Raw genomic sequence first — 24,607 nt, 5'->3', positions numbered from 1 at the left:
CCGTCGCGGTTGATCGAGTTGTGGCGCCAGGTGTTCTGGTTGACGTTGATCTGGCGGTTGGAGTTGATGTTGTTGTAGCGGTTGACGTCGATGTCGATATCGCCGCGACCCCAGTCGCAGTCGCCCCAGAGCGAATTGACGATGGCCACGCCCGCGCCGAAGGCCAGGCCGGTGGCGAGCGCGGAGCCGAGGTAGGAGCCCGGCGGCGGCGGGTAGTACGCCGGCGGGTAGGAAGGGTAGGCCCAGGTGCCATAGACCACGCTCGGGTTGTAGCTCGGTACGTAGACGGTCTGCGGCTGGGCCGGCTCAATGATGATGGTCTGCGTGGCGGCAGGCTGCTGCACCACCACGGTCGAACTGGCCGGTGCCGGCGCAGCCGGCTGCACGATGATTTTCTGTTGCTCGTTGGATTCGAGGTGGCCGGCGGCTTGCGCTTGCCGGCGCAGGCGTTGCACTGAATCCATCACGGCGTTGGGCTGCGCGAGGAAGGCATCGCCCACGCGCTGCACCCAGGCCGGATCCTGGCCCAGGATCACCAGCGCTGCCGGGAAGGCGACCAGCGATTGCACGCTCGGGTCCCAGGGCTCGTTCGCGACTTGACGCACGGCGGCGTCGCCGCTGCTGTCCGGATGCGCCTTGGACCAAGCCACGGCGTCGGCGACATCGCCCGGATAGGTCGCCGCCATTAGTACCTGGGCCAGTAACGAATCCGGGTACAAGGCCAGCGGCGCCAGCATCTGGTCGAGTTCCTCCGGCGCAAAGACAGCCTCGGCCGGTGCAGTCGGTTCGGGTGCGGGCGCAGCGCCCGCGACACCCGCCTCGGGAACGGCGGCCAACGCCTTCGTGGTGAGGAACCCATCCTCGTCCGAATAGCCGGACAGAGACAGTACGGCGAGCAGGATTGCGCTGAAGCAATAGCAAACACGCATAACGCTTCTCCCGGGGGAAGAAAAAGCGGGACTGGATGCAGGGTTGTAGCGACTGCCGTAGGCGGGGCGGAATTTTATAAATCATACGCCGGGCGATAAGGGGGGCGTAGCGATTTATGTGGATGGATCACTACGCCTCGAAAAAATAAATCCATCCCCTTCTTCGCGATAGTGGCGCACAGGGGCTATTTTTCAACGATGAAGAAAAATGTGCAGCTGCACGGCCTCATGCACCAGTTGCCTGCGTTCGCAACCACATGACCTAAGCTTGTGGCAGTAAACCAAGCCGGCGCCCTTGGCGAGCCCAATAGCCAAACAGGTCACCCAAGGGGCGGTCTCTACGGTAACGATGCCGTTCAGCAATGAGCCGCCCGAGCATTGGCTTCGTCGCCATCAAAACCGTCGAACAGCGGGATATATAGATGACTATGAAAATCACCAGCCTGATTGTGGCGCTGTTTGTGCTGATGCAAGGCTGCGCCTGGGCGCCGCCTCGCCTATCCGCGGTGCCGTCCGAGTTGACGGCGAGAGCGCAGATCCCGGGAATGCCCGGGGTGCGTTATGTCGCTGGTGGAGACATGACAGAGCTGACCCGAGTCGCGCTTCAAGCGCTGCTGCGCGAACAGGCTTACCTCGTCAAGCAGGGGCACAAAGGGCCCCTGCCGCCAGCGGTATATCTGGCCATTTCGGGCGGTGGTGACAATGGCGCGTTCACCGCGGGATTGATGAATGGCTGGACGGCTGCAGGAACGCGTCCTGAATTCAAACTCGTTACCGGCATCAGCACGGGCGCGCTGATTGCGCCGTTCGCCTTTCTTGGGCCGAAGTACGACGCGGAGCTGAAGCGGGTCTATACCACCTTATCGCCCAAAGACGTCATTTTGCATCGCAGCTTTTTCGCAGGCGTTTTGGGCGATGCGATGTCGGACAACGCACCGCTGTTGGAGCTGACGCGCAAATCGGTGACCGATGACATGCTCAAGGAGATCGCCGCCGAGTATGCGAAGGGCCGCTTTCTGTTGATCGCCACCGCCGACCTCGATGCGCGACGCCCCATTATCTGGGACATGGGGAAAATCGCGACCTATGGTGGTCCGAAGGCTCTGGACCTTTTCGTGAAAATCATGATCGCATCCGCCTCGATTCCGGGAGGATTTCCGCCCATGATGATCGATGTGCAAGTCGACGGTAAAACCTATCAGGAAATGCACGTGGATGGCGGCATCATGGCGCAGGTATTCGCTTATCCGGCCGGGATCCGTGTCAATGAGGAGGCGCTAAAAGCAGGATTCACCCGCGAGCGCAAACTCTACGTGATACGCAACGCGCGACTCGATCCAGACTGGGCGCAGGTCGAGCGCAGCACCATGAGCATCGCTGGACGCGCGGTCGCCTCGTTGATCCATAGCCAGGGCATCGGCGACCTGTACCGGATCTATGCGACCACCCAGCGCGACGGTGTGGACTTCAACCTCGGGTTCATACCGTCGAGCTTCAAGTTCCCCCACAAGGAAGAGTTCGACAACGAGTACATGCGCAAGCTCTACGACACCGGATATGACATGGCATTGCAGGGCTTCCCGTGGCTCAAAGTGCCGCCCGGATTCGCTCCTCCAGGGGCAACAGCAACGGGAAAACAGTGAGCGTGTGTTGCGCTCCAGGCGCAACACCTACAGAACGCCCCAAACAGTCCTTATTGCAATCAGCCATGACTCATCGCTGCCGACTTAAAGAAGATAGCTAGAGATGAGCTTCGAAATTTCTACAACCGAAGTCTTTCCGGTGAATTCAAACTTCACTTTGCCCAGCGACGAAAAGTAAATTTCCAGTTCGGAGTCCAGATCAAAGGTTCCAGACGTCTCCACGGAATAGGCGACGATATTTTTGTAGGGCAAGGAGGTGAAGTCTTTTTTGCTTCCAGTGATGCCTTGCACGTTTACCGCGATGATTCTTTTGTTCGTAAATACCACGCCATCGCGCATGGATTTATATGAATCGATTACCTGCTCTCCCTCCAGCAGAAGGGAAGTGACCCGTTCAGCATACTCATCGTTCTGTTTCAGCTTGAAGAAACCCTTGTTGTTGAAATCGATCATCCAGCCGTCCTCGTTATTAAAATAATCATCCAGGATTCCTGCGAGCTGCTGACTATAGCTGGCTGCAAATCCTTGCTTGCCAGCTCGATTCGCCAGCATCCCAAATGGGTATCCCTTTTTTCTTGTTTATTTTGTCTGCTGCTATTTAGTACTCGACCCGTAGTCGCTTGCGTAGTGGTCGCAGGCGTCGCTGACCGCCTTCTCGGCGCGTTTTATTTCCTGCCGAGCCTCGGCCGGTATCCGCCGCTCTTCATTGACCACCCGCTCGACCTGGGCCTCGATATCGGCTTCGCTCCTGTCGGATTTACTGTCGCTGACGGAGGCGAACAACTCGGCCTCAACGTACGCGCCCGTTGGCAACGCAGCAACTGAAGCCCGCGCCTTGGCGTAGAGGTCTTCCACGTGCAGCTGTGCCATTTCGCACAGCGCGTCCTGCTTTCGGCCCGCTTCGATGGAGTACTCGCTGACGGCATAAACCGCACCGATGGCCAGTGCCAATTTCATGCCGTTGGCGAACCAGTTGTTTGTCATGGTCTGCGTCCTCGAGGACATCAGGGAAAGAGTAGTCAGGGGGCATCGCTTCGACTCCATTCGAAAAATCCAAAGCCTGGCAGCCTGCAAACCGAAGTCTAGCCGCAATGCTGAGCCGGTTAACTCGGATCGGCATTTGGATTGCCTTGGAAACAAAGGAGACTGATCTGTTTTTTGAGCAACTGGCAAGCCGGGAAATGAGCCCGTCCCCTTTCCCCTTTCAAACTCCAGATACAAAAAAACCGGCTTTCGCCGGCTTTTCCCCCCACTCTCCAGATGGTCAAGCCACGCCGCAGATATGGGTTAGTTGTTGAGGCCAAGTCTGTTCAAGGTTGACGCTCCTGTCAACCGAAGCTATTCGGCGTCAGACCACCCGTTCAAACCTGTAATTCGTGCTCTACCTCTATTTCCAGCGACTGCGCCCCAACCTGCAACGGCCACTCCCAGTGCCCCGATTCCGGCTCCACTAGCCGCTCGAAATGCCCGGCAATCGCCTCGACCAACCCCGCATCCTTGACCGGGTCCAACCCCGGATAGGGCTTGCCGTTGTAGCTCCCGGTATACGTCAGCACTGTCTCGATACTGCCGCTGTCAGCGTAGAGTTTGCGCATCAGCTGGCATTCCTGGTCCTTGCTGTCGGTCGAACGCAGGGCATAGTGAATGGCCAGTGCTGTGCCGAACTCCAGGGCGGGGGAGTCGATGCCGTGTTTTTTGGCGAGATCGATGCTTCGCAGAATGCGTTCGTTGCGTTGCAGTTTGCGCAGCGGATCGCGGCCTACTCGCGCGCAAGGGTCCTTGAAGGAGGTCTTGCAGCGTTCGAGGAATGTCTTGGCAAATACCGCGACGGCCTCGTTCATTTGCGCATTTTCGGCCACCAGGGCCGGCCCGACTTCTTCTCGGATCAACCGTTCGGCCAGGGCGGCGACACGCGGGTCACCCATGCCCTGCCCCAGCAATTTATGCCCCAACAGGCTGGCATACCAGGCAATGATCGCGTGGGGGCCGTTCCATAGGAGGTTTTTGATCACTTGGGTCTGGGCGATGTCTTCCACGGTCTTCACTTGGCGCAATCGCTCCAGCAGGTTGCTGCCGCGCTCGACGTAAAGGGGCATGTCCGGTTCGCTGTTGAACAGGATCAAGTGCAACTGGCTAAGCGCGTTGCTCGACTGGGTGAAGGGCCGGAAGCGACCGATCAGCCGTTCGTACTCGGGAACCGGTGTCGTCGGCTTCACCTGAGGCTCGATCTGCTCGTCGTTGATGCTGTTCTGGAAGATCTTCGACTTGATCCGCAGCTGGCGCACCAGGGCATCGGTGGAGATCTTGGAGACGATGCGGCTGACCACTGTTTCGGCAAAGTGGGTCTTCTCCAGAACCTTCTGGCAGAACTCAGCCGAGCACATACGCTTCAGCTCCGCTTCGACCTGTCGACGAACGAAGGCCGCGCCGCCCACCTTGTTCAGCACGATGAGGATCGTCAGCTCGCGCCGACGGCGTTCAAAGCGGCGGATCAAGCCTTTGGCAATCACGCCGGCCTGTTTGCGTATGGCCGCCTCGGGCAAGCAAAGCCCGACGATTTCCGCGACGTGGTACATGTCGATCACCGCTTCGGCGTCGTCCATGTCGATCATTCTGAGGTTTTCGATGGTCTGGTCGAAGGACGTGGCACCGTAGCGCACGCTGAATCTGCCAAAGGCTGTGACCGTTTCACGGAGCATCCGCGAGCGAGTGGCGGCGATGATTTCACAGGGCCGGGTGTAGCCGTCCCAGTGGGAGAACACCTGTGTCAGGTAGCCGCCACCGATCGCGCCGAAGCCGTGGATGCCCACGCGAAACTGGTTGAGCGCCGTAGGGAAGGCCTCGGTCAGCTCGGGGGTGCCGAGGTCGGGCATGCACTCGCTCAAGTCACCGAGAAACTCCTGCATGTTGCTATACGCCTTGAGCGCGCCGGCTTTGACCTCGGGCGCTGGCGGCTTGATGTCCTCGATCAGGATCGGTTGCCCCTCGGCGCGGATCGCCGACAGCAGGCCGTTTTCAGAATCTTCGAACATCAAGCAGCTGCCCGGCAGGCAATTGAGTGCGCTGGCCGCCTTCAGGAAGATCTCGGGATGGGGCTTGCCATGGCTGACTTCGTCGCCACAAACGGTGATGTCGAAATATTTGAGCACGTTGGCATTGATCAAATATTCCTCGGCGATGGCCCGACGGCTTGAGGTCGCGACCGCCATGGTCAGGCCGTACTTGCGCAACCGCTCCAGCACCTCCAGCAAGCCAGCCTTGATCGGCACCCCGTGATTGCGCACAAACGCCAGCTCGAGTTCATCGGCGCGCTGGCGGATTTCGGCGTAGGGGAAGTCTTCACCATGGTTCGCCTTCGCCAGGGCTTCGGCTTTCTTCGCGCTCAGGCCGAGTGAACCGATCAGGGTTTCCTCGCTCAGTGGCGTGCCGAAAATCTCGCTGGAGGCCTGCTTGAGGGTCTTGAAACGCAGGCGCTCAGTGTCAAACATGGTGCCATCCATATCGAAGATGGCGCTGAATATTCTTTTACCCTGGAAAAAAATCATAGGCTGATACTCCTTGTGACGTGGTGGCGCGCCTGCAGGCCAGTCTCCTGGGAGAGGCACTGCGGCAGCACTCTGTTATGCCGTGTAGCGGACGGGCGCCGTTCGAGGCTGGAATGCCGACGGGGCGATGTCGCGCTCAGGTAGTGATGAATTCAGATAGAAAAAGCCAGACGAGCAAAACATCCCGCGACAAAACGGAAAGGGATGCGCCGGTTTCAGTGGCTAACGATCAGAAAAAGCAGGCGGAGGGACGTATCGATGGCGCCGATCGAGGCAGCTGCCAGACAAACAAGGTCGCAGACGGTGTAAAGCGGAGAGGCGAGTAACAAGCCCTGTGGCTGCGCCAGCGCAGCATTTTACGTGAGGCCCACAGTGCGCAATCAGGGATGCGGACAGTGGGCCGGACGGGCGATCGATACGTGTGATTCCATGCATATTGGCGTGTAATTTCCTGCGGTGTGGCTAATCGTCTTATTAGCTATACAGCATACGATGTGTCTAAATCAAGGTTAATGGTCGGATGGGATTAGCCGGGAGCGGTGCGAACTGTTACGGTATTCGCATAAATACTAGATATTGTTGCGAGGCCATCCCATAGCATTTCAATCCCACGACCGTCCGTTTCACGTCACCCACGACGCAGAAACCGCGAGCAAGATGGCCTTGAGAAGGGAGCTGTCGCTGTTCATCACCGACTGCATCAAAAAGCTCGGTCTCAAGCAAGTTGAAGCCGCCGCCAGGCTGAACGTACCTCAGTCGCGCGTCTGCGAATTGGCCAATGGCAACATCGAGAAATTTACCGTCGATGCCATGATGGACATGCTGGATAAGCTCGGCTTTCGCACCCACGTCAGCCTGCCGTCCAATGAGGCCGGGGCGTCAGCTCAAATAGTCGTTAAGCCACCACCTGTCTGCTAGCAAGGGCAGTGCCGGCGATCCCGTCCGACACGTCGCCGCCCTCTCGCACGTTGGATTCCCTCGCTTGATAAGCGAGTCAACGCTTGTGGTGAACAGGCTCAACCCTTGACCTGTTGATTCCTGCCGTAGACATCTTCCAGACGCTCGATATCGTCCTCGCCCAGGTAACTGCCCGACTGCACTTCAATGATTTCCAGCGGGATCTTGCCGGGGTTGGACAGCCGATGCACCGAAGCGATCGGGATGTAGGTGGACTGGTTTTCAGTGAGCAGGAAAACCTTTTCATTGCACGTTACCTGGGCGGTGCCGGAGACCACGATCCAGTGTTCGGCGCGGTGGTGATGCATCTGCAGGGAAAGCTGCGCGCCAGGTTTCACGGTGATGTGTTTGACCTGGTGGCGGGTGCCGCTGTCCACCGAATCGTAACTGCCCCAGGGGCGATACACCGCGCAATGGTTCTGGGTTTCCGAGCGGCCTTTGGCATCGAGCGCATTGACCAGTTTTTTCACGTCCTGCACGGCATCGCGGTGGGCAACCATCACCGCATCCTTGGTTTCTACCACGACCAGATCGTCCAACCCGAGCAGGGTCACCAGTTTGCTGGTGCCATGGACGAAGCAATTGTGGCTGTTGTAGCTGAGGACATCGCCCTTGAGCACATTGCCATCGGCATCCTTTTCATGCACATCCCACAGCGCCGACCAGCAACCGACATCGCTCCAGCCAGCGCTCAACGGGACGACCCAGGCACGGCTGGTGCGCTCCATCACCGCATAGTCGATGGAGTTGTCCGGGCAGCATTCAAAGGTGACCCGATCGATATTGGTCACGCTTTCGTTGCTGTGACTGCGCTCCAGGGCCATCACGCAGGTGTCGTACATGTCCGGTTCGTGAGTGCGCAACTCTTCCAGATAGCGACTGGCACGGAACAGGAACATGCCGCTGTTCCAGAAGTAGTCGCCGGACTGGACAAATCCGCTGGCGGTTTGCTGGTCAGGTTTCTCGATAAACTGCTCGACCTTGAAGGGGCCGGTGCCGGCATCGCCGCAGGCGGCCTTGATATAACCAAAGCCGGTTTCCGGACGTATCGCCGGAATGCCGAACAGCACCATATTGCCTTTGAGTGCCTCTTCCTGCGCCTGCGACAGCGCGGCGCGCAAGGCCGGTACGTCGCTGATCACATGGTCGGCCGGAAGCACCAGCAGCAGTTCATCGCGGCCCTCGGCGATCAGCTTGAGGGCCGCCAGCGCCACCGCGGGCGCGGTATTGCGACCGAAGGGTTCGAGCAGTATCGCCTGCGGCGTACAGCCGATGGCGGCAAGTTGTTCGTTGACGATAAAGCGATGTTCCTGATTACAGACCACGATCGGCTTGCCGATACCCTCGAACGCCAGGCGCTGCAGGGTCTGCTGAAACAGCGATCCGTCGCCGGACAGACTCAGGAATTGCTTGGGGTACAACTTGCGCGACAGCGGCCACAACCGTGAGCCACTGCCGCCGGACAGAATTACCGGAATCATTTTACTTTCCTCCCATACCTTTATCACTCGATATGAAGGCTCTTCGAACAGCGAAGGACTGCCCTCCCCGTTTACAACCATAGGCATCTACACATCTTTTTGGTCTAGCCTCGTAGCAGCTGCCGAGCCTGCGAGGCTGCGTTCGAGGACGGAGTCCTCGCAAATCCTGCGTACGCGGTTTACTTGAAGCAACCCGTTGCCTGATTTAACGACAACGACCGCTTCGCGGTCGGACGCAGCCTCGCAGGCTCGGCAGCTGCTACGGACTCAGCCCTATGCCGCATTGGCCCCACCTTGTACCCAGGGCGTGTTGGCTATTGCATCTACTTCTTCTGGTCAGCAAATAGCTGGGTGATGTCGCCGCCCAAGCGGTAGGTTTTCATCGGTTCGGCCGATTCGCGCCAGCGGTTGGTTTGCACCGAGCAGGCGTACAGCGCGCAGTAAGGTTCCAGCCAGGCAAACTTGCCATCCTCGTCGAGGTCCTCGAGTTCCTGCTTGTAGCCGGTCTTGCGTTCAAACGAGCGAGGGTCCTTGATCCCCTCCTCCACCCGCGTCGCCAGACGCCGCATGGCGCCATGATTTTCTTCGCGCAAGTCGACGTCATTGGCTTGGGCGAAGGCGGCGATCATCATCAGCGGCCCCATCGCGTAATTGTGGTAAGCCAATGCGCGGGTTTCGCGGCGCAATTCGTTGGGCAGATAACCGTCTGCGTCGACCTGGGAAGCGCCGATGCGGAACTGTGCCACCGACCAGTCGAACAAATCGTGCCGGTCGACCACCACTGAGGCCGCCATCACTGCCCAGGCTGCCCAATACTGGTGATTGTTCAGCCGATCCCGCGGCTGGTCGCGCCAGTCCCGCACCACCTGATCGGCGACCTGGCCGATCCAGGCCTCGATCGGCCGGGTCTGCGCCTCACGGCCCTTTAAAGGTTGCGAACGCGAATACTTGAGCCGCAGATAGGCCGAAGAAATACTGCCCAGCGCCCATTTGCGCATCGACTTGCCGGTATGGGTGTAGGTGGTGCTCAGCAGCGCCTGCGCCTTGGCCCAATTGCCCAGCCAGGTCAGGGTGCAATCGACATAACCAGGGCGACCGAGCCGCAAATAAGCGGCCACTTGTTTGTTGACGCCCTTCTCCAGTTCATTGATATCGGCTGACAGTTGCTTGTAGCGCTTGTTGGATTCCACGTTGAGCTGATCACGTGCCTTGCCCGAGCCCTCGTACTTACTGGGGATCAACAGGTCACCGGTATAGGGCTTGGGCGCTGCCGGACAGCTCGGCACGTCTCCCTTCTTGTCCACGGCCGGCGCGTAATAGCCCTCTGGCGGGCGGAGTTGAGCCGCGGCCGCCTGCACGGTCGGCCCCGTCAGGATGAAGGCCACCCCAAGGGCGGCCCAGTGCACAGGACGCATCAGCGACCCTCCGTCTGCGCAGTGCGCAGGGATGGTGTTTCAGAGAGGATCGGCTTGGCGCACAAGCGGGCCGAGAGTCCCATGGAGGTCGCCCCAAGCGGTGGCTGCACGTCCAGGGAAAGAAAAGTGAGTTCGTCCCAGTCCGCATCGGCGCGCAGTTCGAAGGCGAAGCGGCCCTGGGTGTTGACACTGGGTGGACGGCTCAAGTTGATGTTTTCCTGGCGACCGTTCATGAAGGTCAGGGTCGCGCTCATCAGGTGCACACTGGGATCGGCGAACGTCAGGTCGACCTGATAACGATTGCCCTTGATCGGATACACCGCGCCGCCACCGCCGTTGAACAACACTTGATTGCGCCCGCTGTGCAGGGTCGAATGGCTTTTGAGCAGCGGCGTCTGAATGTCGCAACCATCGCTCAGCGCCGCCATCGCCTGTCGGTAGAAGCTGGATTTCTGGATGCTGTCGAGATTATCGGTTTCCCACACCAGCACCGCCGGCGGGCGCTTCTGGAAGTCATCGCCGAGCAGGTAGGCGATCAACGAATCATCGTAGCCACCGCCCGGTACACTGAAGTTGCTGACGGGCGTCTGCAGATACTGTTCGAGGAAGCCGGCAAAGTTGAACGACTCGCCACTGGCGCTGGTACCGACCAATGCGACCTTGGCGGGGACCTTGACGCCTCCCTGGACCTGAGTCTGATAACGGGGGACAAACTGCGCCGCATAACCATTGCCGCAGATCTGCAAGGCAGCGGCGTACAAGGTGCCGGAGCGTCCCAACAGGCCGGTCGGCTGGCTGGCGAAGACCTGATGCGGCAACCCCTTGAGCGCATCGTTGCCTTTGAGCGTCTGGGCCACCAGCAGGGCGCTGCGTTCGGCGCCATAGGGCGTCCAGTTATGATCGCCCTTGAAATAGAAGGGCTGTTCGGCTGACTGCGGCGCACCCAGCACGCTGGAAAAGTCGGGCACAAGAATACGTAAGCCACGCACCCGCTCCAGCGTTTGCAAGTAGTTCTGCCGGGCCGTGGGCTGATCGAAGTTGGCCCGTTCCTGCGGCGTCAGCCGGTCGGCATGCAGCAGGCCGCGGCTGGGTGGCAACACCAGCACCAGCTCGACCCCGCGCTGGGCCAGTCCGTCGCGCAGGCGCTTGAGGGCCTTGTAACCGCTCTCATCGAGGCCGAATTCGGTGCGAAAATCGCTTTTGCTGCGGAACAGCCACTGGTCCTTGGCCTCCACCAGGGTTGCGTAGTTCTTCAGCCCCGGCTGTTCGTACAGTGTCGCCTGCGCCGCTTGCGGGCACAGCTGACAGCAGGCTTCGGCGGTGTACTGCGGCTCCGCCTGGACCCACGCCGGCACAGACAGCAGGCACAGAGCGGCGGCACATCCATGGATTGTCTTCATCAGCAGGCTCCTCAAAGTGTCTGCGGCAGAATCAGCGCGGCTTCATGGCGGCGCAGGAGAATCTCCATCAAGTCACCCTGTACCTCCCCCAGCAAACCGGTGAAGGACAGGCCGTCCTGTTTCTGCGGCGCCAAAAAGGTCAAGTCATAGAGCTCCAGCCGCGACGGCGAAAACACCGTGATGGGGCTGGAGCCGTTGCCGATCAGCTTGCCGCCGACCACGGTGAGCGACAGCTTGGCTTCGAAGGGGTCTTCCTTGAGATCGCGGTCAGTGCCGCGCAAATCCTTGATGTGGCCATAGATACCGGTCAGGGCATTGGCCATCAGTTCGTTTTCATAAAGCCGCACACGGGTACTGTTACGCACCCGGATCCCGTGCCGGTTATTGTCGACCGCGCGGTTGCGCCAGAGCAGGTTATTGCCGCTCTCATACAGGGTGATGCCGTCGGAGAGGTTCTTGTAGGTTTCGTTGTAGGCCACCAGGTTATTGACACTGGAGCGGTCCAGGACGATGCCCGACAGGTGATTGTTGTAAGCGCGGTTGTAGATGATCCAGCTGTCATTGACCTCGCGCGAGAGGATAATGCCGTGCTTCTTGCGGGTGCCGAAGGCGTCGTTGTGGGCAATGATCAGCCGGCGCGAACGGTCGTGCGGGTCGATGCCATAGACGATGTTGTCGCGATAGGAATTGCCGAGAATCACCACGTCGTCGGCCTCATAGCAATAGAAGCCGTACCAGTTATCGACGAACTCCGAATTGAGCAGCCAGCCGGTCGGCCGCTTGCGCTTCATCTTCGGCGCCATGCTCGGGCTGTACTGGGAAATACTCACGCCATAACTCTTGCTCGCGGTGTAGCCGAAGCTGGCGATGGTGCTGTTGACGATGTAGGTCTCGGTGCCGCCCCAGGACACCAGGAAGGGCCGGAACTCCCCCTCTTTCTTGAACCAGGCCGGGCTATTGTTCTTCTCGCTCCAGGCAGTGACCTTGGTGTCGGTGATAAACAGCTTGCCGTCATTGACCAGGAATGAGCCGGCTTCCTGGGACAATCGCAACTCCTTGACCGACTTGTCGATATGCAGGGTCCCGCCGGGACGTATCACGATCGGCAAGCGCGCCAGAAATACCCCCGGCGCGGTTTCGCGCAAGGCCGTTGGCGGCAGGCTGCGCGCCAGTTGCCCCAGGCTTATGTAGCCACGGTCGATGAAGATCGCCACTGGCATGCGCTGCTGGCGCACTACCCATTCCTTGAGTCGCTCCTTACCGCCGATGAACTCGTCGAGCGAGTTTTCCTTGAGCATCGGCTGGATCAAGGCACGGCCAGCGGGCTTGTACGAAATCTTCGCCTTGGCTGCCTCGGCTGTGTAGCCGGACAGGTTGGGCATTTTCGGTTCTTTAAGCAGCAGGGACTTTCCCGGAGCCTCACTGATGGTATAGCGCGGCGGTACGACGAGACCCGCCGCACTGACACCTGCGACCTGCACCAACAGCAGACCGGCGAGCAACAGCCCTATCTTGACGACACTGTCCATAAGTCTCACTCATCAAAAATAAATGCAACTTGGTGTGATCAAGGCGCTGTTGCCCACAATGGCATCACTGTGGGCAACAACCTGGACCTAGATTTTCCAGACGAAATCAACGAACGCCCGGTGCATGCTCGAGTCGGTGTCGCTGGCGTAGGCATCGCCCGTGAAGAACACGCCGAGGCGCAAGCGGATCAGCGCCGAGGGTTCGTCGACCCAATCCACCATGCTCGAGGGCAACAGGCCCTGCTTGAAGTACTTTGTCATGACCAGATCGACTTCCTGGCCCAGATCCTTTTCACCGTCCACCAGCACCGCATTGATGATCCCGCCGTCGCCGGTCTCCTCCTGGTCGTCGACCCGCCAGAAGTGGTGGTAGACAAGGCTGGCGTCGTAGTCCTCGCGGAGCGACCAGGAGCCGAACACTGTGGCCACCTGGAGGTTGCTCAGTTCACCGCGAAAGGCTTCGCCGAAGCGGTGTACGCGCGCACGCGTGCCGGTGTAGTTCGAGCGGTTACTCTGCAGACCGGTTTGTTGGTACTGACTTTCCTGGTCGGTACCACCGCCTTCGCCGCGGGCCGCGCCAGCGCCGAGGCGCCAACTCTCATTGATATTCCAGCGCAGGCCCATGTCCGCGCCCCAGGCGTCGACGTCACCACTGTTGTGCCCCGTCGCGACGCGGTTGCCATTGGCGTCGACCTCGCTGCTGAGGGTGTCGCGACTGCCGGTCAGCCAAGTGCCGCTGAGCCAGTAGTTGACCGGCATCGTCGAGCGATAGTTGTAGCCGTCGCCGTTCGCTTCAAAACCGACCCAGGTCAGGCTGCCGGTATTGGTCTTGTCGAGTGCGTCGAGCTGCTCGCCCGGATCGGGCAGGCTGCCGCTGTCCTCGATGTGATGCACGCGCAGGCCGAACCAGTGGTTGGGCGCCCATTGGGTGGAGATGTCGGCGAACGCATGGCTACGGTCCTCGTCTTCGGGCGAAAGGTCGTCCACGTCGGTGCGGTAGTCGGAAAAGCGCTGGGCGGCACCCAGGTGGGCGCGCAGCAGCGTGGTCTCGAAGCTCCAGTTGAGCGCTTCGATGTTGGTGTCCATCCACTCGCCGCTGTCCTCGCGCAAACGCTGGCGTCCCAGGCGCAAATGCTCGCCCGGATAGGCGCTGATGCCCGTGTAATCGACCCAGAACTCGCGCATCGCCAGGTAGCTGTCATCCGTATCACGGGCATTGGTGGCGTCGACGCCGTTGTTGATCGTATCGGTATCGATGGTATCGGTCGCGGCCACCGCCTGCGCCATCGTATAGGCACTCCAGTTACCCCACTGGCCAAAGGCCCAGGGGCGCAAGTCGATACCAATACCTTCGACCGAGCCACCGCGCGCGGTGCCCAGGTCACGGTCTTCCTGCGACTCACCGGTAATCTTCACATCCAGACCGAAATTCTTCGGTGCCACTTCCGCCGCCAGCACCAGACCGGCACTGCACATCAGCGAAACCCCAAGTCCATATCCTGCCAACAATGCTTGCTTCATAGTAAGTCCTGTCCATTTTCCGGAGTTTGCAGTCTAGCTAAAGCCGCGCCCGTCACACGGGCCTGGGCTTCCCCCTCAAGCAAGGGCTGCGCGATTTTCTTTTCCGCCGGGGTCAGCCCCGACTGCAAGGCCGACAGCACTGGCTCTGCATTTACCACCCCCTGACGCTGCGCAAGTTGCGCAAAGACAAAGGCATTGATCCGATTGACCTTGACCCCGCGCGAGTCGGAAAACATGTGCGCCAGGGCCAGGTCGGCATTGGGCGAACCGTTGCGGGCCGCCAGCAACAAATGTTGTAACGCCTTCTGCGGTTCGACCTTGCCCAGATAACCGCGCCGGTACAATTGGCCCAAGTAGTAATGCGCCCCGACTTCACCGGCCGCCGCCGCCTTGAGCAAATGCTCTTCAGCCAAGCGCGGATTCTGCGGCAACCATTTGCCGAGGTAATACAGCCGCCCAGTCAGCAGTTGCGCCCGTGGGTCGCCCGCTTCGCGCCCGCGCTGCAAGGCCGAGAGCAATTGAGGCGCATCGCCCTGCACCGGGTAGTCATTGATCAAGCGTGCCAGGCTGGTCCAGGCCGGCGCATAGACCGGCGCCAGTTCCTCGAGCAGGCGCTGGGCGCTTTGTGCATCGGCCGGGCCTTCCAGGGTTGGCGACGACAGGACGCGCGCCACCGACTCGACCCGCAAGGGCGCTACTCGCCCCTCGCGCCAAGCCTGGCGTAATTCCACCAGCAAGGCCGCTTGCGCCTTGGGCTGGGCGCGCATCCGATTGATCGTGGCCAGTTCCACATAACAGGCATCGAGTACCGCCAGCCGAGCCTTGCACATCTGCTCGATCTGCGGCAGGTGAGCCTTATAGGTGCCCTGGTTGCGGTAAATCAGGATCTGCGCCAGATCCGCCTCGACAATGCCCTGGGCACGCCAGCTATCGACCTTCTGCTGCGGATCCACCCCCGGTGCCAGTTGCGGGTAGCTCAGGTACAACAGCGTTAACGGCACCACCGCACTGAACTCGTTTTTATCCAGCGCGCCTTGCAACAGGTCCTGGGCCTCGCGCACTTGCTTGGGATCAGTCGGTCCCTGACGCAGCAACAAGCGGCCCAGCCGCGCCTGCGCCTTGACCGACTCCGGTGCGGCCTGCCGGTACATGGTTTCAGCCTCCTTCAGGCTCGCCGGGTCCCCCGCCGACGCCGTCAGGTCGCCCATACCGGCCTGGGCATCGGCATAGCCGTCCTCGGCCAGCGCCCCATAGTGCTTGCGTGCCGTTTCATAATCGCCGCGCAACATCGCCTCGCGCGCCAACCCCTGATCCGGCAGGGTGCCGCAACCATGAATTATCGTCAGAGCAGCGGCCAGCGCACAAAACCGCAGCCCCGATCGCCATGGGCCGTTCATTTTCCGGCCGCCATGACTTTGTTCACCCAGGAATTATTCGTCCAGGCATCCTTTACCCAGGCATTGCCCGCCAGGCTTTCGATGCTGACTTCCACCGGACGCCCGGCCAGTTCGGTCGGCAACGCGCTGTCAGATTCAATGGTGACCCGCAGGTCGGAGGCCAGGCCGCCGTTGTCCAGCACCACCGTGGCGATTTTGCCGGTGCGTGGCTGTTCTTCACCGGCCAGCTGGAAGGTCACTGCCTTGCCAGGCTGGATCTTGGCAAAGCTCTTATAGGGGAAGCGCGCTTCAATGGTTGCCACACCATCGACCGGCATCAATTCGAATACCGTGGTGCCCTTGCCGACGACCTGGCCGTCCGGCACCAGTTGCGCCACCACCCGGCAATCGCAAGGACTGGTCAGCGAACCTTGCAGGGTCCGGCTGAACAGGCGCTCGAGGTTCTCCGGGGTTGCCTGCCCGGGCGGCAGGTTGCCTTTCATCACATCCAGCAGCGAGGCGGAAAAGGTCGCCAGCGGGGCCCCCTTGGACACCACCGACCCCACCTTGACCACCGCATTGACGCTGCCGTCACGCGGCAGGCCGATCAACTGGCCAGGGACGTTGACCCGCGCCGATTCGGCGTGAGTGACGAAATAAACGCCATACAACTGGTGCAGCACATAACCAAAGGCACCCAGTCCCACCAGGAAAATCAGCAAGCTCACCGTGGTCGCTCGCAAGCGTGCGATAAAGCCCAGGCCGTTACCACTTTCGTGCTTACGCGGCCTGGCGAAGTTATTGCGCTGCTGGGTCGCGAGCATGTCACCCAGGCTGACCACCCCGCCCGAGAGGTAGGAGGTGATCAGATAACGCAATGCGGAGATCTCGCGCGGGCGCAGGTTGTGAAACTCGCATCCCACCCGTAGCCCCTCGTCGCATACCGAGCGCACGACAAACTCCACGTCGATGGCGAACCCAAGCGCTTCGACCTGGAACGTCACCTTGCCTTTGTGCTGCCGGCCCACGATCAGCGGTGAGCTTGGCTGATTCAGACTGAAGCCACCGGCCGACAAGTCGATCAGCTCGCAATCGAACTTCTCCCGGTTCAGCCCGTGAAACTTGATCCGCGCCGGTAGTTTCAGCCGCGCATGCTGACGCGCCACCTCCGACTCATGCACGACATTCTCATCAACAGCAATATAGGCTGTGCTCATAAAGCGTCCCTTCCTATCCACGATTGAGATCGATCCGGCAGCTCAGAGCCGGTGTTCAGCTTTTATCCTTTGCCACTGTGCAGACCGGCACGGCATACCGACTACCCTGGCTCTGGCGTTACACCATCCACATCAACAGCGCGCAATACACACTGCCTGCCGAAAAGGTCATGGCCCGCGACGACCAGGTATTGAACCAGCGTTGATAGCTGGCCAGCCCGCGGTCGAGCTTGGTGTTCTGGCGAGTCCACGATTGCCGGTCGAGACGGAAGAACACATAGATCTTCACCATTGCGCCGACCAACTGGTTGTAATAGAGAATCAGTGGAAAGGCCGGCCCGACCGGGTGCCCCGAGGCCAGCAACAGCAGGCTCAGGATCAAGCGAGTCAGGCCGATCCAGAGCACATAGATCAGCAGGTAGGCCATGCCGTATTTGAGGCTGGCAATGATCGCCACCGACGGCCCGAGCAGGCTGGCCCACATCGATACGCGTTGGTCGAACAGCACCAGCGAGGTGAACCAGCCCAACCGGTTCGCGCCCAGGTGCAGGGCCCGCGAGTTCTGCCGCAGGTTATTGCCATACCAGCGGAACATCAGTTTGCGGCTGGCCTTGAAGAAGCTCTTTTCCGGCGGGTGCTCGACCGTGTTGATCGCCGCATCGGGCACATAAAAGGTGTCGTAGCCCAGCCGCATCAGGCTGTACCAACTGGACTTGTCATCACCGGTCAGGAAGCGGAAACGCCCCAGACGCCAGTGCTGCAGATAATCGCTCTCGATGTCTTGAATAAAGCCGGGGTCGGTCACCACCTGGGCGCGGAACACCGACATCCGCCCGGTCATGGTCAACACTCGCTTGCCCAGTGCCATCGAACACATGTTGATGTGCCGCTGGGCGAACCGCAGCTTGTGCCATTGGCTCATCAGGTAGCTGCCGCGCACCTCGCAGAATTCATTGGTGGTCAGCCCGCCGACTTTCGGGAACAGCTTGAACCAGGACACGGTCTGACGCACCAGGCCGGGCGAGAGCACGGTGTCGCCATCGACCACCGCCACCACCGCATCGGCATCCGGCAAGTGCCGGGAGATCGCCCGAAAACCATGGGCCAGGCCATCGCGCTTACCTGTGCCGGGAATCCGCACGAAATCCAGTTTGACGTGCTTCGGCGGGCTATAGCTGTCCCAGAGCGCCTTGATCAGCAGTTCATCGGCCAGCTCGACGATGGAACAGACCATCCTGGTCGGGTAACCACAACCGATGGCCTCTTCGATCACCGAGCGGTACACCTGCGCCGTGGTCAACGCATCGATACGAAAACTGGTCACCAGCAAAAACACTTGCGATGGATCGGCACTGCTGCCCAGCCTGGTGACTTTGCGCCGGTAATAAGGGAACACCAGATACAGGAACAGCATCCCCCGCAGGTAATGGATCGCGCCCATCGAATAACGCCAGAGCCCGACCGCCCCCACCAACAGGAGAAAATCCGTGGAGTCGGGATCAAACACCGTGTGCGGCAGCAACAGCGCAAGCCCCATCAACGCGGTGAGGTAGAACAGCCAGCCCGCAGCTTCGCGCAAGTAAACCCTGGAATCAGCCATGCCTATGCCCCCCTACCCCTGTTCGATAACCCCATGTTGTTCAGGGCACGCCAGCACCGCGCCTCGCCCAATTTCCGTATTTACCAGCAGATACCTTCGAGCTGATCGTTACTGGCGAGTGGCATAAAGCCCACCAGGTCGACCACCCGTTTGCCCTCGGGCACATCAAGCGCAATGGCTTTGAACGACTCGTCGCCATTACCCAATACAATCACATCCGCCAGTCCGATCACCTGCGCCAAATCCGAGCACAACAGCGACGCCAGGTGCGGAATCTTCGACTCGATGTATTCCTTGTTCGCCCCGTAGATGCGCGCGTACTCAACGTTGCGGTCGTATATTTGCAGGTCGTAGCCCTTGCCGATCAACATCTCGGCCAACTCCACCAACGGGCTTTCGCGCAGGTCATCGGTGCCCGCCTTGAAGCTCAGGCCGAGCAGCGCGATACGCCGCTTGCCATAACTGGTGATGATGTCGAAGGCTCTCTGTACCTGCGCCGCATTGCTGCGCATGATCGAGGCCAGCATCGGGTGCTCGACATCCATTTGCCCGGCGCGATAGTTCAGGGCACGCACATCCTTGGGCAGGCAGGAACCGCCAAACGCGAAGCCGGGGCGCATGTAATAACGCGACAGGTTGAGTTTGGTGTCCTGACAGATCACGTCCATCACATCGCGACCGTCCACGCCGACGGCTTTGGCGATATTGCCGATCTCATTGGCGAAGGTCACTTTGGTCGCGTGCCAGACGTTGCAGGTGTACTTGATCATCTCCGCCACTTCGATGCTCCTGCGCAGGAGCGGCGCATCCAGCTCTTGATAGAGCGTAGCGAGCATCTCACCGCTGCGCCGGTCGAGTTCACCGATCACCGTCATGGGCGGAGAGTTATAATCCTTGATCGCGGTACTTTCGCGCAGGAACTCCGGGTTGATCGCCACGCCAAAGTCGATCCCGGCTTTCTTGCCGGAACAGTCTTCAAGTATCGGGATCACCACGTTCTTCACCGTGCCCGGCAGCACCGTGCTACGCACCACTACCGTGTGCCAACTGCCCTTGTCGTGCAGGGCTTCGCCGATCTCGCGGCAGACCGACTCGATGTAGACCAAATCCAGATCGCCATTCTTCTTGCTGGGCGTACCGACGGTGATAAAGGACATATCCGTCCCCATCACCGCCGCCTTCACATCACAGTCACCCCGCAGGCGCCCAAAACTCACCCCCAGTTCGAGCAACCGCTCCAGATCCGGCTCGACGATGGGCGACTTGCCCTGGCTGATCAGGTCGACCTTGACCTGCGAGACATCCACCCCGATTACGTCATGACCGCGAGCGGAGAGACAGCCTGCGCATACAGCGCCCACATAACCCAGTCCAAATATGCTGATACGCATCGGTGAAATCCCCCGCAGCCCCAGATTCAAGAAAGCCGTCGGCATGCCACGCAGGCCGACATTCGTTCTACCGCACCAACTAACCGGCAGTCAGGTACAACTTGATCCTCTACCTACACTCGACGCACTCGGAGGAGTGTAGACAAACAATCACAGGGGTATTGTTATTTTCTTTAATCGAGATTTAAAACACACTTTACGCCGCCAAATTCATTTATAGCAAAGCGAGTGCCAAAAACCACAACCCACAAATAATTAATGTTTTTTTATTAAAATCAGATAGTTATAAAGTATTTTCGACTGATGACATGAACAAGGAAAATAGCTATAGCACCAAAAGGTAGCAGGCATTTTTGATACTTCCCGCACAGGCATGCATAAAGCCCTGAAGCGGTGCAAGGCCAATATTATAACTTTATCAATGGTTTTATTAACTTCAGCGCAATGTGTAAAGCAAATGAAACACGTCAATTTTTTTACAACCATTTATTGGCGCACACACTACTTTATACATTCAAAAAAACTATTAGATAACTTCCCCGGCGAGTTCTCTGCATATCCGCAATAGCGAGTTCCCGACGCGGGTCTGCCCAGCAGCGGTCGAGGCGATTGCTGCGACTGAAATGTCATGAGATATCGTCATCAGAACGGCACACGCGATGCGGCGTGACGAAAGTGCTCGGAGGCCAGAGCACTGTGGGTCATAAAGGTCTTTTTTATCCCGCAGAGACTCCCCGGCATACCCCCCGTAACTGCCGAAGGTTCAGGCTGCATTCAGACGATTTTTTTATCTTGAAAAATCGCAGCCCTGATGTATCTCCTTACATAGCCCCCGCAATCGCAGCGCAATCAGCCGCAACCGCCTGCTGGCCAGGACGCTCCATCTCAATACCAATCAGCTCACCAATCGCCAGCGCATCCATAGGCTTGCTCAAGAAATACCCCTGAACCTCATCACACTGAGCATCCTGCAACACCTCGAGCTGCTCGATCGTCTCGACCCCCTCCGCCGTGACCGTCAGCGACAGCGCTCGCCCCAGCCCGACGATGGCCTGGATGATCGACTGATCGTCACTGCTGGCGGTCAGCCCGGAAACAAAACTGCGATCGATCTTCAGCCCATCGAAGGGAAACGAACGCAGATAGCTCAACGACGAATAACCGGTGCCGAAATCGTCCATCGACAGCCGCACGCCCAGCGCTTTCAAGTCGGTCATGATCAGCAGCGCGCCCTTGGCGTCTTCCAGCATCACATTCTCGGTCAACTCCAGTTCCAGCCGGGCCGGGCTCAAGCCAGTATCCGCCAACACCGCCTGGACCCTGGACACCAGCTGCCCGCGCTGAAACTCGGTCGGCGACAGGTTGACCGAAACAAAGAACTCTTCAGGCCAGGTCGACGCGGCCATGCAGGCGGTGTGCAGCACCCAGTTGCTCAGTGGCAGGATCAGGCCGGTGTCTTCGGCGATGGGAATGAATACATCGGGGTTCAACAGCCCGCGCTCCGGATGCTGCCAGCGCACCAGTGCCTCGGCACCGGCCATCCGCCGGCTTTCAATCTGGTAGCGCGGCTGGAAGTGCAGGCGCAACTCACCATGTTTGATGGCATGGCGCAGGTCGCTTTCCAGTTGGCGACGATCGATGATTCGAGCGTTCATGTCGCCGGCGTAAAAGCGCCAGGTATTGCGCCCCGCGTCCTTGGCTTCGTACAGCGCGATATCGGCATAACGCAGCAACTCGTCGGCCTGGGTGGCGTCAGCCGGGGCCATGGCGATACCGATGCTGGCACTAATAAAGATCTCATGCTCCTCAACCTGGAACGGCTGCTCGATGCAATCGATCAAGCGCTTGCACAAGAGCTCGACTTCATCCTGAGAGACCATGTTGGCCAGCACCAGGACAAACTCATCGCCGCCGATTCGCGCGACCAGATCATCATTACGCAGGCACTGCCCCAGTCGTTTGGACACTTCGTTGAGCACTTGATCGCCCGCGGCATGCCCGAGCAAGTCATTTACCGGTTTGAAGCGATCAAGGTCGATGCTCAGCATCACCAGCGGCTCGTCGAGGGTCGGCGCGGCCTTGAGCTTGCCGTCGAGGAATTCCTGCATGCGGGTGCGGTTCGCCAGGCCGGTCAGCGCGTCGTGTTGCGACAGGTATTCGATACGCCGGCGGGCCGCCACTTCCTCAGTGATATCGCACGCCGTGCCGCGATACCCCAACCCTTCCATCTCCCGCACCGAAAGACGGCTGATCCGGGCTTGCCCGTCACCAGCCTGATAACTGCACTGCAAAATGGCGTTGGCCCGGCGCGAGTGGTTTTTCAGCCACTGGGACAGCGACCCCTGATCAGAGACCAGCAAGTCATCGATAGGGCGACCGATGCAATCGGCCCTGAGCAACCCCGTCACTGCCTCGAAGCGCTCCGACAGGTAAGTGAAACGCAGCCCGGAATTGATTTCCCAGATCCAGTCGGACGAAGCTTCGGCGACATCCCGAAACCGCGCCTCACTGGCCGCCAGCGCGGTCTGGCTGACCTGCAGGGAAGTGTAATTGGCATCCATGGCCCGCGCCGCCGCCGTGGTGCGCCGCCGCAGAATCCAGGTCATCAGCCCGATAACCAGCCCCGCGATACCGATCAACGGCAAGACAACCGTCAGCAACTGGTGCCCCGGACGCTCCGGCGTCCATTGCAGAGCTCCCGCTGCACCTGTCTCCCCCAAGGGTAAAAACGATGAGCTGAGCACTGCACTATCGCCAGGGGCAACGCGCAACTGGTCAATACCAAAATCACTGCCCAGGGCGCTCAACCTGGCGGCGTCCAGCTTGGCGACGAACACCAGCACCGAGGAAGGCCTGTCATCCGCTTCCACCTGGGGGTCGGTGCCAGGCGTCAAGGGCGCGGCGGCAACCAGCACCGGCGTGCCCTCAACATTGAGATAGGTAGCGACTGGCGTCTCGCTTTCCAGCCCCTCGCGAGCACGCTCGATCAGCGCGGTGAAGGGTTGTTTCAACCAGTCTTGCGCCGCGACCGATTGCATCTGACCATCAATGAGCGAGTACACCGTTCGATCGGTGGGGTCGATAACAAACACCCCCTGAAAGCCGAAATCTTCAGAAAGCGTAGAGCCAATGTTCTGCCGGCCGAACGCCCAATCGGTATCCACCGTCTTGTGCAGATGCTCATAGGCATCGCCCCAGAACGCGTAGTCCTTGATCGTCAACAGCACCGACTTCTCCAGGGACTGCACGGCCTTTTCCGTATAAAAACGGCTGCGTGCCTCGGCGTCATGGTTCTGCTTGAAGGCGATAAAAATAATCAGCACGCTGGCCAGCAAGAAAATCGACAGCAACAGGCCAGAGAACCCCATCAGCGAAATGCGGGTCAGGGACAGATTGGAGGTTTGCACCTTCACGTGGGGGTCGAGATTATGAATTTTCATAGTGCTCCAGGCGGTGCAGCGAATACGGGCCAGCAATGGAAGACAACGACACCACCTCGGCAGTGTGCGTTTAGAGTTTTCCCTGACTGGTAGTGCGCTACCCCCTCAGCCCGGACTATTGGCAGAACAATCCGGAATGCACCTGTTGACTGTATCGGCCTGAATCTTGAGGTCTTGACCCGTGGCCGAATTCAACTTCCCACATACCGACGTTTGCGCCGAAAGCAGACAGCGCAACGCCTGAAGGCCTGCACAATTCAAGGGAGGAAATGGCCATGGGAGATGGCAGGGAAAGTCTGCTTTGTTTCCTCGGCAGACTTGTTCCGCAGGTAAGGACAGGACGCCAAAACCCAATACTTGTGGCGAGGGGGCTTGCCCCCGCTGGGTTGCGAAGCAACCCCAAAATCAGCCACCGCGAGTCTTCAGATACAACGCGGCGGCCTGCAGCTTTCCATCAACTGACCGGCATTGCCACCCGCCCGTCAAACCAACCGTCAGCGGTCGTTCTTGATGCTTGAGGCGCCAGCATTACGCAGCCCCTTGGTATTGTGATCGCCGGGCGTGGTGCGAGAAATCGCAGTCGCCTTGGTCAACCCGCGGGTATCACTGTCATGCGCCACCGAAGAAGTCACCGAACCATGACCATTGTCGTCATTGCGCGTACTGCCGTAATGCTTGCCGCTGTCGCCTCTATCCCGGACGGCTTTCCCCGCATGGTCGCTGCTTAGCCCCTTGCCGATACCACTGCCGGCCGAACCACCGGAATGACCAGCGCCACCGCCATTACCGCCACCGTGACCTCCCCCATTACCGCCGCCATTGCCACCACCGTGGCCGCCACCCCCGCCACCGCCACCGCCGTTGCCACCACCTTGGGCCTGAGCAGAGGAGATGAGCGATAGCTCACCTGGCAGCATGGTTGTCCCCGCCAGCATCAAGGCGCAAACAGCAACAACCATCAAATTTTTCTTTTTTATAAACATGATGCCTCCCGGCGATTGGATTCCACCCTCATCAGACAGGGACCTTGAAATTAGGTTCTTGCTCCCTGCAAAGGTTTCCCTGCGTTACACACGGCCTCCACAGGAACTTAGGGCTTAACCATAATCTAATGGCATGTGGGCAGCCCCTGTAGAAGCGAGCTTGCTCGCGATGGACTCAAG

At 59.5% G+C, this 24,607-nt stretch carries 17 protein-coding genes; 2 read left to right on the top strand and 15 right to left on the bottom strand.

The genetic code is table 11. The features are described 5' to 3' along the window. Positions 1-929 (bottom strand): DUF3300 domain-containing protein (locus F8N21_RS09820; RefSeq protein ID WP_150641937.1); only part of this gene is annotated, 929 nt, incomplete at its 3' end. Positions 930-1,351: 422 nt separating this feature from the next. On the opposite strand from F8N21_RS09820, the gene F8N21_RS09815 reads away from it, so the two are divergent. After that, positions 1,352-2,572 carry a patatin-like phospholipase family protein gene (locus tag F8N21_RS09815; RefSeq protein WP_191624264.1) on the top strand — a complete coding sequence of 407 codons (1,221 nt, stop codon included), beginning with the start codon at positions 1,352-1,354 and terminating at the stop codon, positions 2,570-2,572. Between the two features lie 84 nt (positions 2,573-2,656). On the opposite strand, the gene F8N21_RS09810 is transcribed toward F8N21_RS09815, so the two are convergent. From F8N21_RS09810 to mtlD, 3 genes are all read right to left on the bottom strand, one after another. Next, the gene (locus F8N21_RS09810; protein WP_150641941.1) at positions 2,657-3,025 is read right to left on the bottom strand and encodes a PH domain-containing protein; all 369 of its coding nucleotides are present in this window, start codon (positions 3,023-3,025) and stop codon (positions 2,657-2,659) included. 141 nt (positions 3,026-3,166) lie between these two features. Continuing rightward, positions 3,167-3,556 (bottom strand): hypothetical protein, encoded by a 390-nt coding sequence (locus F8N21_RS09805; RefSeq protein WP_150641936.1) that lies wholly within the window; start codon positions 3,554-3,556, stop codon positions 3,167-3,169. 377 nt (positions 3,557-3,933) lie between these two features. Next, complete coding sequence (gene mtlD, locus F8N21_RS09800; protein WP_150641935.1) at positions 3,934-6,117, bottom strand: bifunctional mannitol-1-phosphate dehydrogenase/phosphatase; 2,184 nt, start codon at positions 6,115-6,117, stop codon at positions 3,934-3,936. Positions 6,118-6,711: 594 nt separating this feature from the next. Here mtlD and F8N21_RS09795 point away from each other — a divergent pair. Then, the gene (locus tag F8N21_RS09795) at positions 6,712-7,035 is read left to right on the top strand and encodes a helix-turn-helix domain-containing protein (RefSeq protein ID WP_150641940.1); all 324 of its coding nucleotides are present in this window, start codon (positions 6,712-6,714) and stop codon (positions 7,033-7,035) included. Positions 7,036-7,133: 98 nt separating this feature from the next. On the opposite strand, the gene F8N21_RS09790 is transcribed toward F8N21_RS09795, so the two are convergent. From F8N21_RS09790 to F8N21_RS30425, 11 genes are all read right to left on the bottom strand, one after another. After that, the gene (locus F8N21_RS09790) at positions 7,134-8,555 is read right to left on the bottom strand and encodes a mannose-1-phosphate guanylyltransferase/mannose-6-phosphate isomerase (protein WP_150641934.1); all 1,422 of its coding nucleotides are present in this window, start codon (positions 8,553-8,555) and stop codon (positions 7,134-7,136) included. Positions 8,556-8,878: 323 nt separating this feature from the next. Continuing rightward, positions 8,879-9,970, bottom strand: coding sequence for a mannuronate-specific alginate lyase (locus F8N21_RS09785; RefSeq protein WP_150641933.1), 1,092 nt, complete (start codon positions 9,968-9,970; stop codon positions 8,879-8,881). Continuing rightward, on the bottom strand, positions 9,970-11,370 hold the full coding sequence (locus F8N21_RS09780) for an alginate O-acetyltransferase AlgX-related protein (protein WP_150641932.1): 1,401 nt from the start codon (positions 11,368-11,370) through the stop codon (positions 9,970-9,972). Before F8N21_RS09780 ends, F8N21_RS09785 begins: the two co-directional genes overlap by 1 nt. Positions 11,371-11,381: 11 nt before the next feature. Next, a complete protein-coding gene (gene algG, locus F8N21_RS09775) occupies positions 11,382-12,899 on the bottom strand; it encodes a mannuronan 5-epimerase AlgG (protein ID WP_150641931.1) in 1,518 nt (505 codons plus the stop codon). Between the two features lie 87 nt (positions 12,900-12,986). After that, complete coding sequence (locus F8N21_RS09770; protein ID WP_224788192.1) at positions 12,987-14,375, bottom strand: alginate export family protein; 1,389 nt, start codon at positions 14,373-14,375, stop codon at positions 12,987-12,989. Between the two features lie 41 nt (positions 14,376-14,416). Next, positions 14,417-15,817 (bottom strand): sel1 repeat family protein, encoded by a 1,401-nt coding sequence (locus tag F8N21_RS09765; RefSeq protein ID WP_150641929.1) that lies wholly within the window; start codon positions 15,815-15,817, stop codon positions 14,417-14,419. Then, positions 15,814-17,013: an alginate biosynthesis protein Alg44 gene (locus F8N21_RS09760; protein ID WP_150641928.1), complete on the bottom strand. Its 1,200-nt coding sequence runs from the start codon at positions 17,011-17,013 to the stop codon at positions 15,814-15,816. The genes F8N21_RS09765 and F8N21_RS09760 overlap by 4 nt, the downstream gene beginning before the upstream one ends. A gap of 118 nt (positions 17,014-17,131) precedes the next feature. Continuing rightward, entirely contained in the window at positions 17,132-18,613 is a 1,482-nt protein-coding gene (locus F8N21_RS09755) for a glycosyltransferase family 2 protein (protein ID WP_150641927.1), read from the bottom strand. Positions 18,614-18,693: 80 nt separating this feature from the next. Next, positions 18,694-20,004 (bottom strand): nucleotide sugar dehydrogenase, encoded by a 1,311-nt coding sequence (locus tag F8N21_RS09750; protein WP_150641926.1) that lies wholly within the window; start codon positions 20,002-20,004, stop codon positions 18,694-18,696. A gap of 821 nt (positions 20,005-20,825) precedes the next feature. Beyond that, positions 20,826-23,444, bottom strand: coding sequence for an EAL domain-containing protein (locus F8N21_RS09745; RefSeq protein ID WP_150641925.1), 2,619 nt, complete (start codon positions 23,442-23,444; stop codon positions 20,826-20,828). Between the two features lie 494 nt (positions 23,445-23,938). After that, the gene (locus F8N21_RS30425) at positions 23,939-24,427 is read right to left on the bottom strand and encodes a hypothetical protein (protein WP_224788191.1); all 489 of its coding nucleotides are present in this window, start codon (positions 24,425-24,427) and stop codon (positions 23,939-23,941) included. Positions 24,428-24,607: the final 180 nt, after the last annotated feature.

The sequence above is a fragment of the Pseudomonas fluorescens genome (assembly GCF_902497895.1).
Lineage (GTDB): Bacteria > Pseudomonadota > Gammaproteobacteria > Pseudomonadales > Pseudomonadaceae > Aquipseudomonas > Aquipseudomonas fluorescens_BP.
Note: the sequence above shows the minus strand (reverse complement) of the source record. Positions and strands in the feature narration are given on the sequence as shown.

What these genes read in the sequence shown, in the direction of transcription:
- F8N21_RS09805 (WP_150641936.1), bottom strand. Translation starts at nt 3,556, where the DNA reads ATGACAAACAACTGGTTCGCCAACGGCATGAAATTGGCACTGGCCATC.
- F8N21_RS09815 (WP_191624264.1), top strand. Translation starts at nt 1,352, where the DNA reads ATGACTATGAAAATCACCAGCCTGATTGTGGCGCTGTTTGTGCTGATG.
- F8N21_RS09770 (WP_224788192.1), bottom strand. Translation starts at nt 14,375, where the DNA reads ATGTGCAGTGCCGGTCTGGTGCTGGCGGCGGAAGTGGCACCGAAGAAT.
- F8N21_RS09780 (WP_150641932.1), bottom strand. Translation starts at nt 11,370, where the DNA reads ATGAAGACAATCCATGGATGTGCCGCCGCTCTGTGCCTGCTGTCTGTG.
- F8N21_RS09760 (WP_150641928.1), bottom strand. Translation starts at nt 17,013, where the DNA reads ATGAGCACAGCCTATATTGCTGTTGATGAGAATGTCGTGCATGAGTCG.
- F8N21_RS30425 (WP_224788191.1), bottom strand. Translation starts at nt 24,427, where the DNA reads ATGTTTATAAAAAAGAAAAATTTGATGGTTGTTGCTGTTTGCGCCTTG.
- F8N21_RS09750 (WP_150641926.1), bottom strand. Translation starts at nt 20,004, where the DNA reads ATGCGTATCAGCATATTTGGACTGGGTTATGTGGGCGCTGTATGCGCA.
- F8N21_RS09765 (WP_150641929.1), bottom strand. Translation starts at nt 15,817, where the DNA reads ATGAACGGCCCATGGCGATCGGGGCTGCGGTTTTGTGCGCTGGCCGCT.
- F8N21_RS09810 (WP_150641941.1), bottom strand. Translation starts at nt 3,025, where the DNA reads ATGATCGATTTCAACAACAAGGGTTTCTTCAAGCTGAAACAGAACGAT.
- algG (WP_150641931.1), bottom strand. Translation starts at nt 12,899, where the DNA reads ATGGACAGTGTCGTCAAGATAGGGCTGTTGCTCGCCGGTCTGCTGTTG.
- mtlD (WP_150641935.1), bottom strand. Translation starts at nt 6,117, where the DNA reads ATGATTTTTTTCCAGGGTAAAAGAATATTCAGCGCCATCTTCGATATG.
- F8N21_RS09785 (WP_150641933.1), bottom strand. Translation starts at nt 9,970, where the DNA reads ATGCGTCCTGTGCACTGGGCCGCCCTTGGGGTGGCCTTCATCCTGACG.
- F8N21_RS09755 (WP_150641927.1), bottom strand. Translation starts at nt 18,613, where the DNA reads ATGGCTGATTCCAGGGTTTACTTGCGCGAAGCTGCGGGCTGGCTGTTC.
- F8N21_RS09745 (WP_150641925.1), bottom strand. Translation starts at nt 23,444, where the DNA reads ATGAAAATTCATAATCTCGACCCCCACGTGAAGGTGCAAACCTCCAAT.
- F8N21_RS09790 (WP_150641934.1), bottom strand. Translation starts at nt 8,555, where the DNA reads ATGATTCCGGTAATTCTGTCCGGCGGCAGTGGCTCACGGTTGTGGCCG.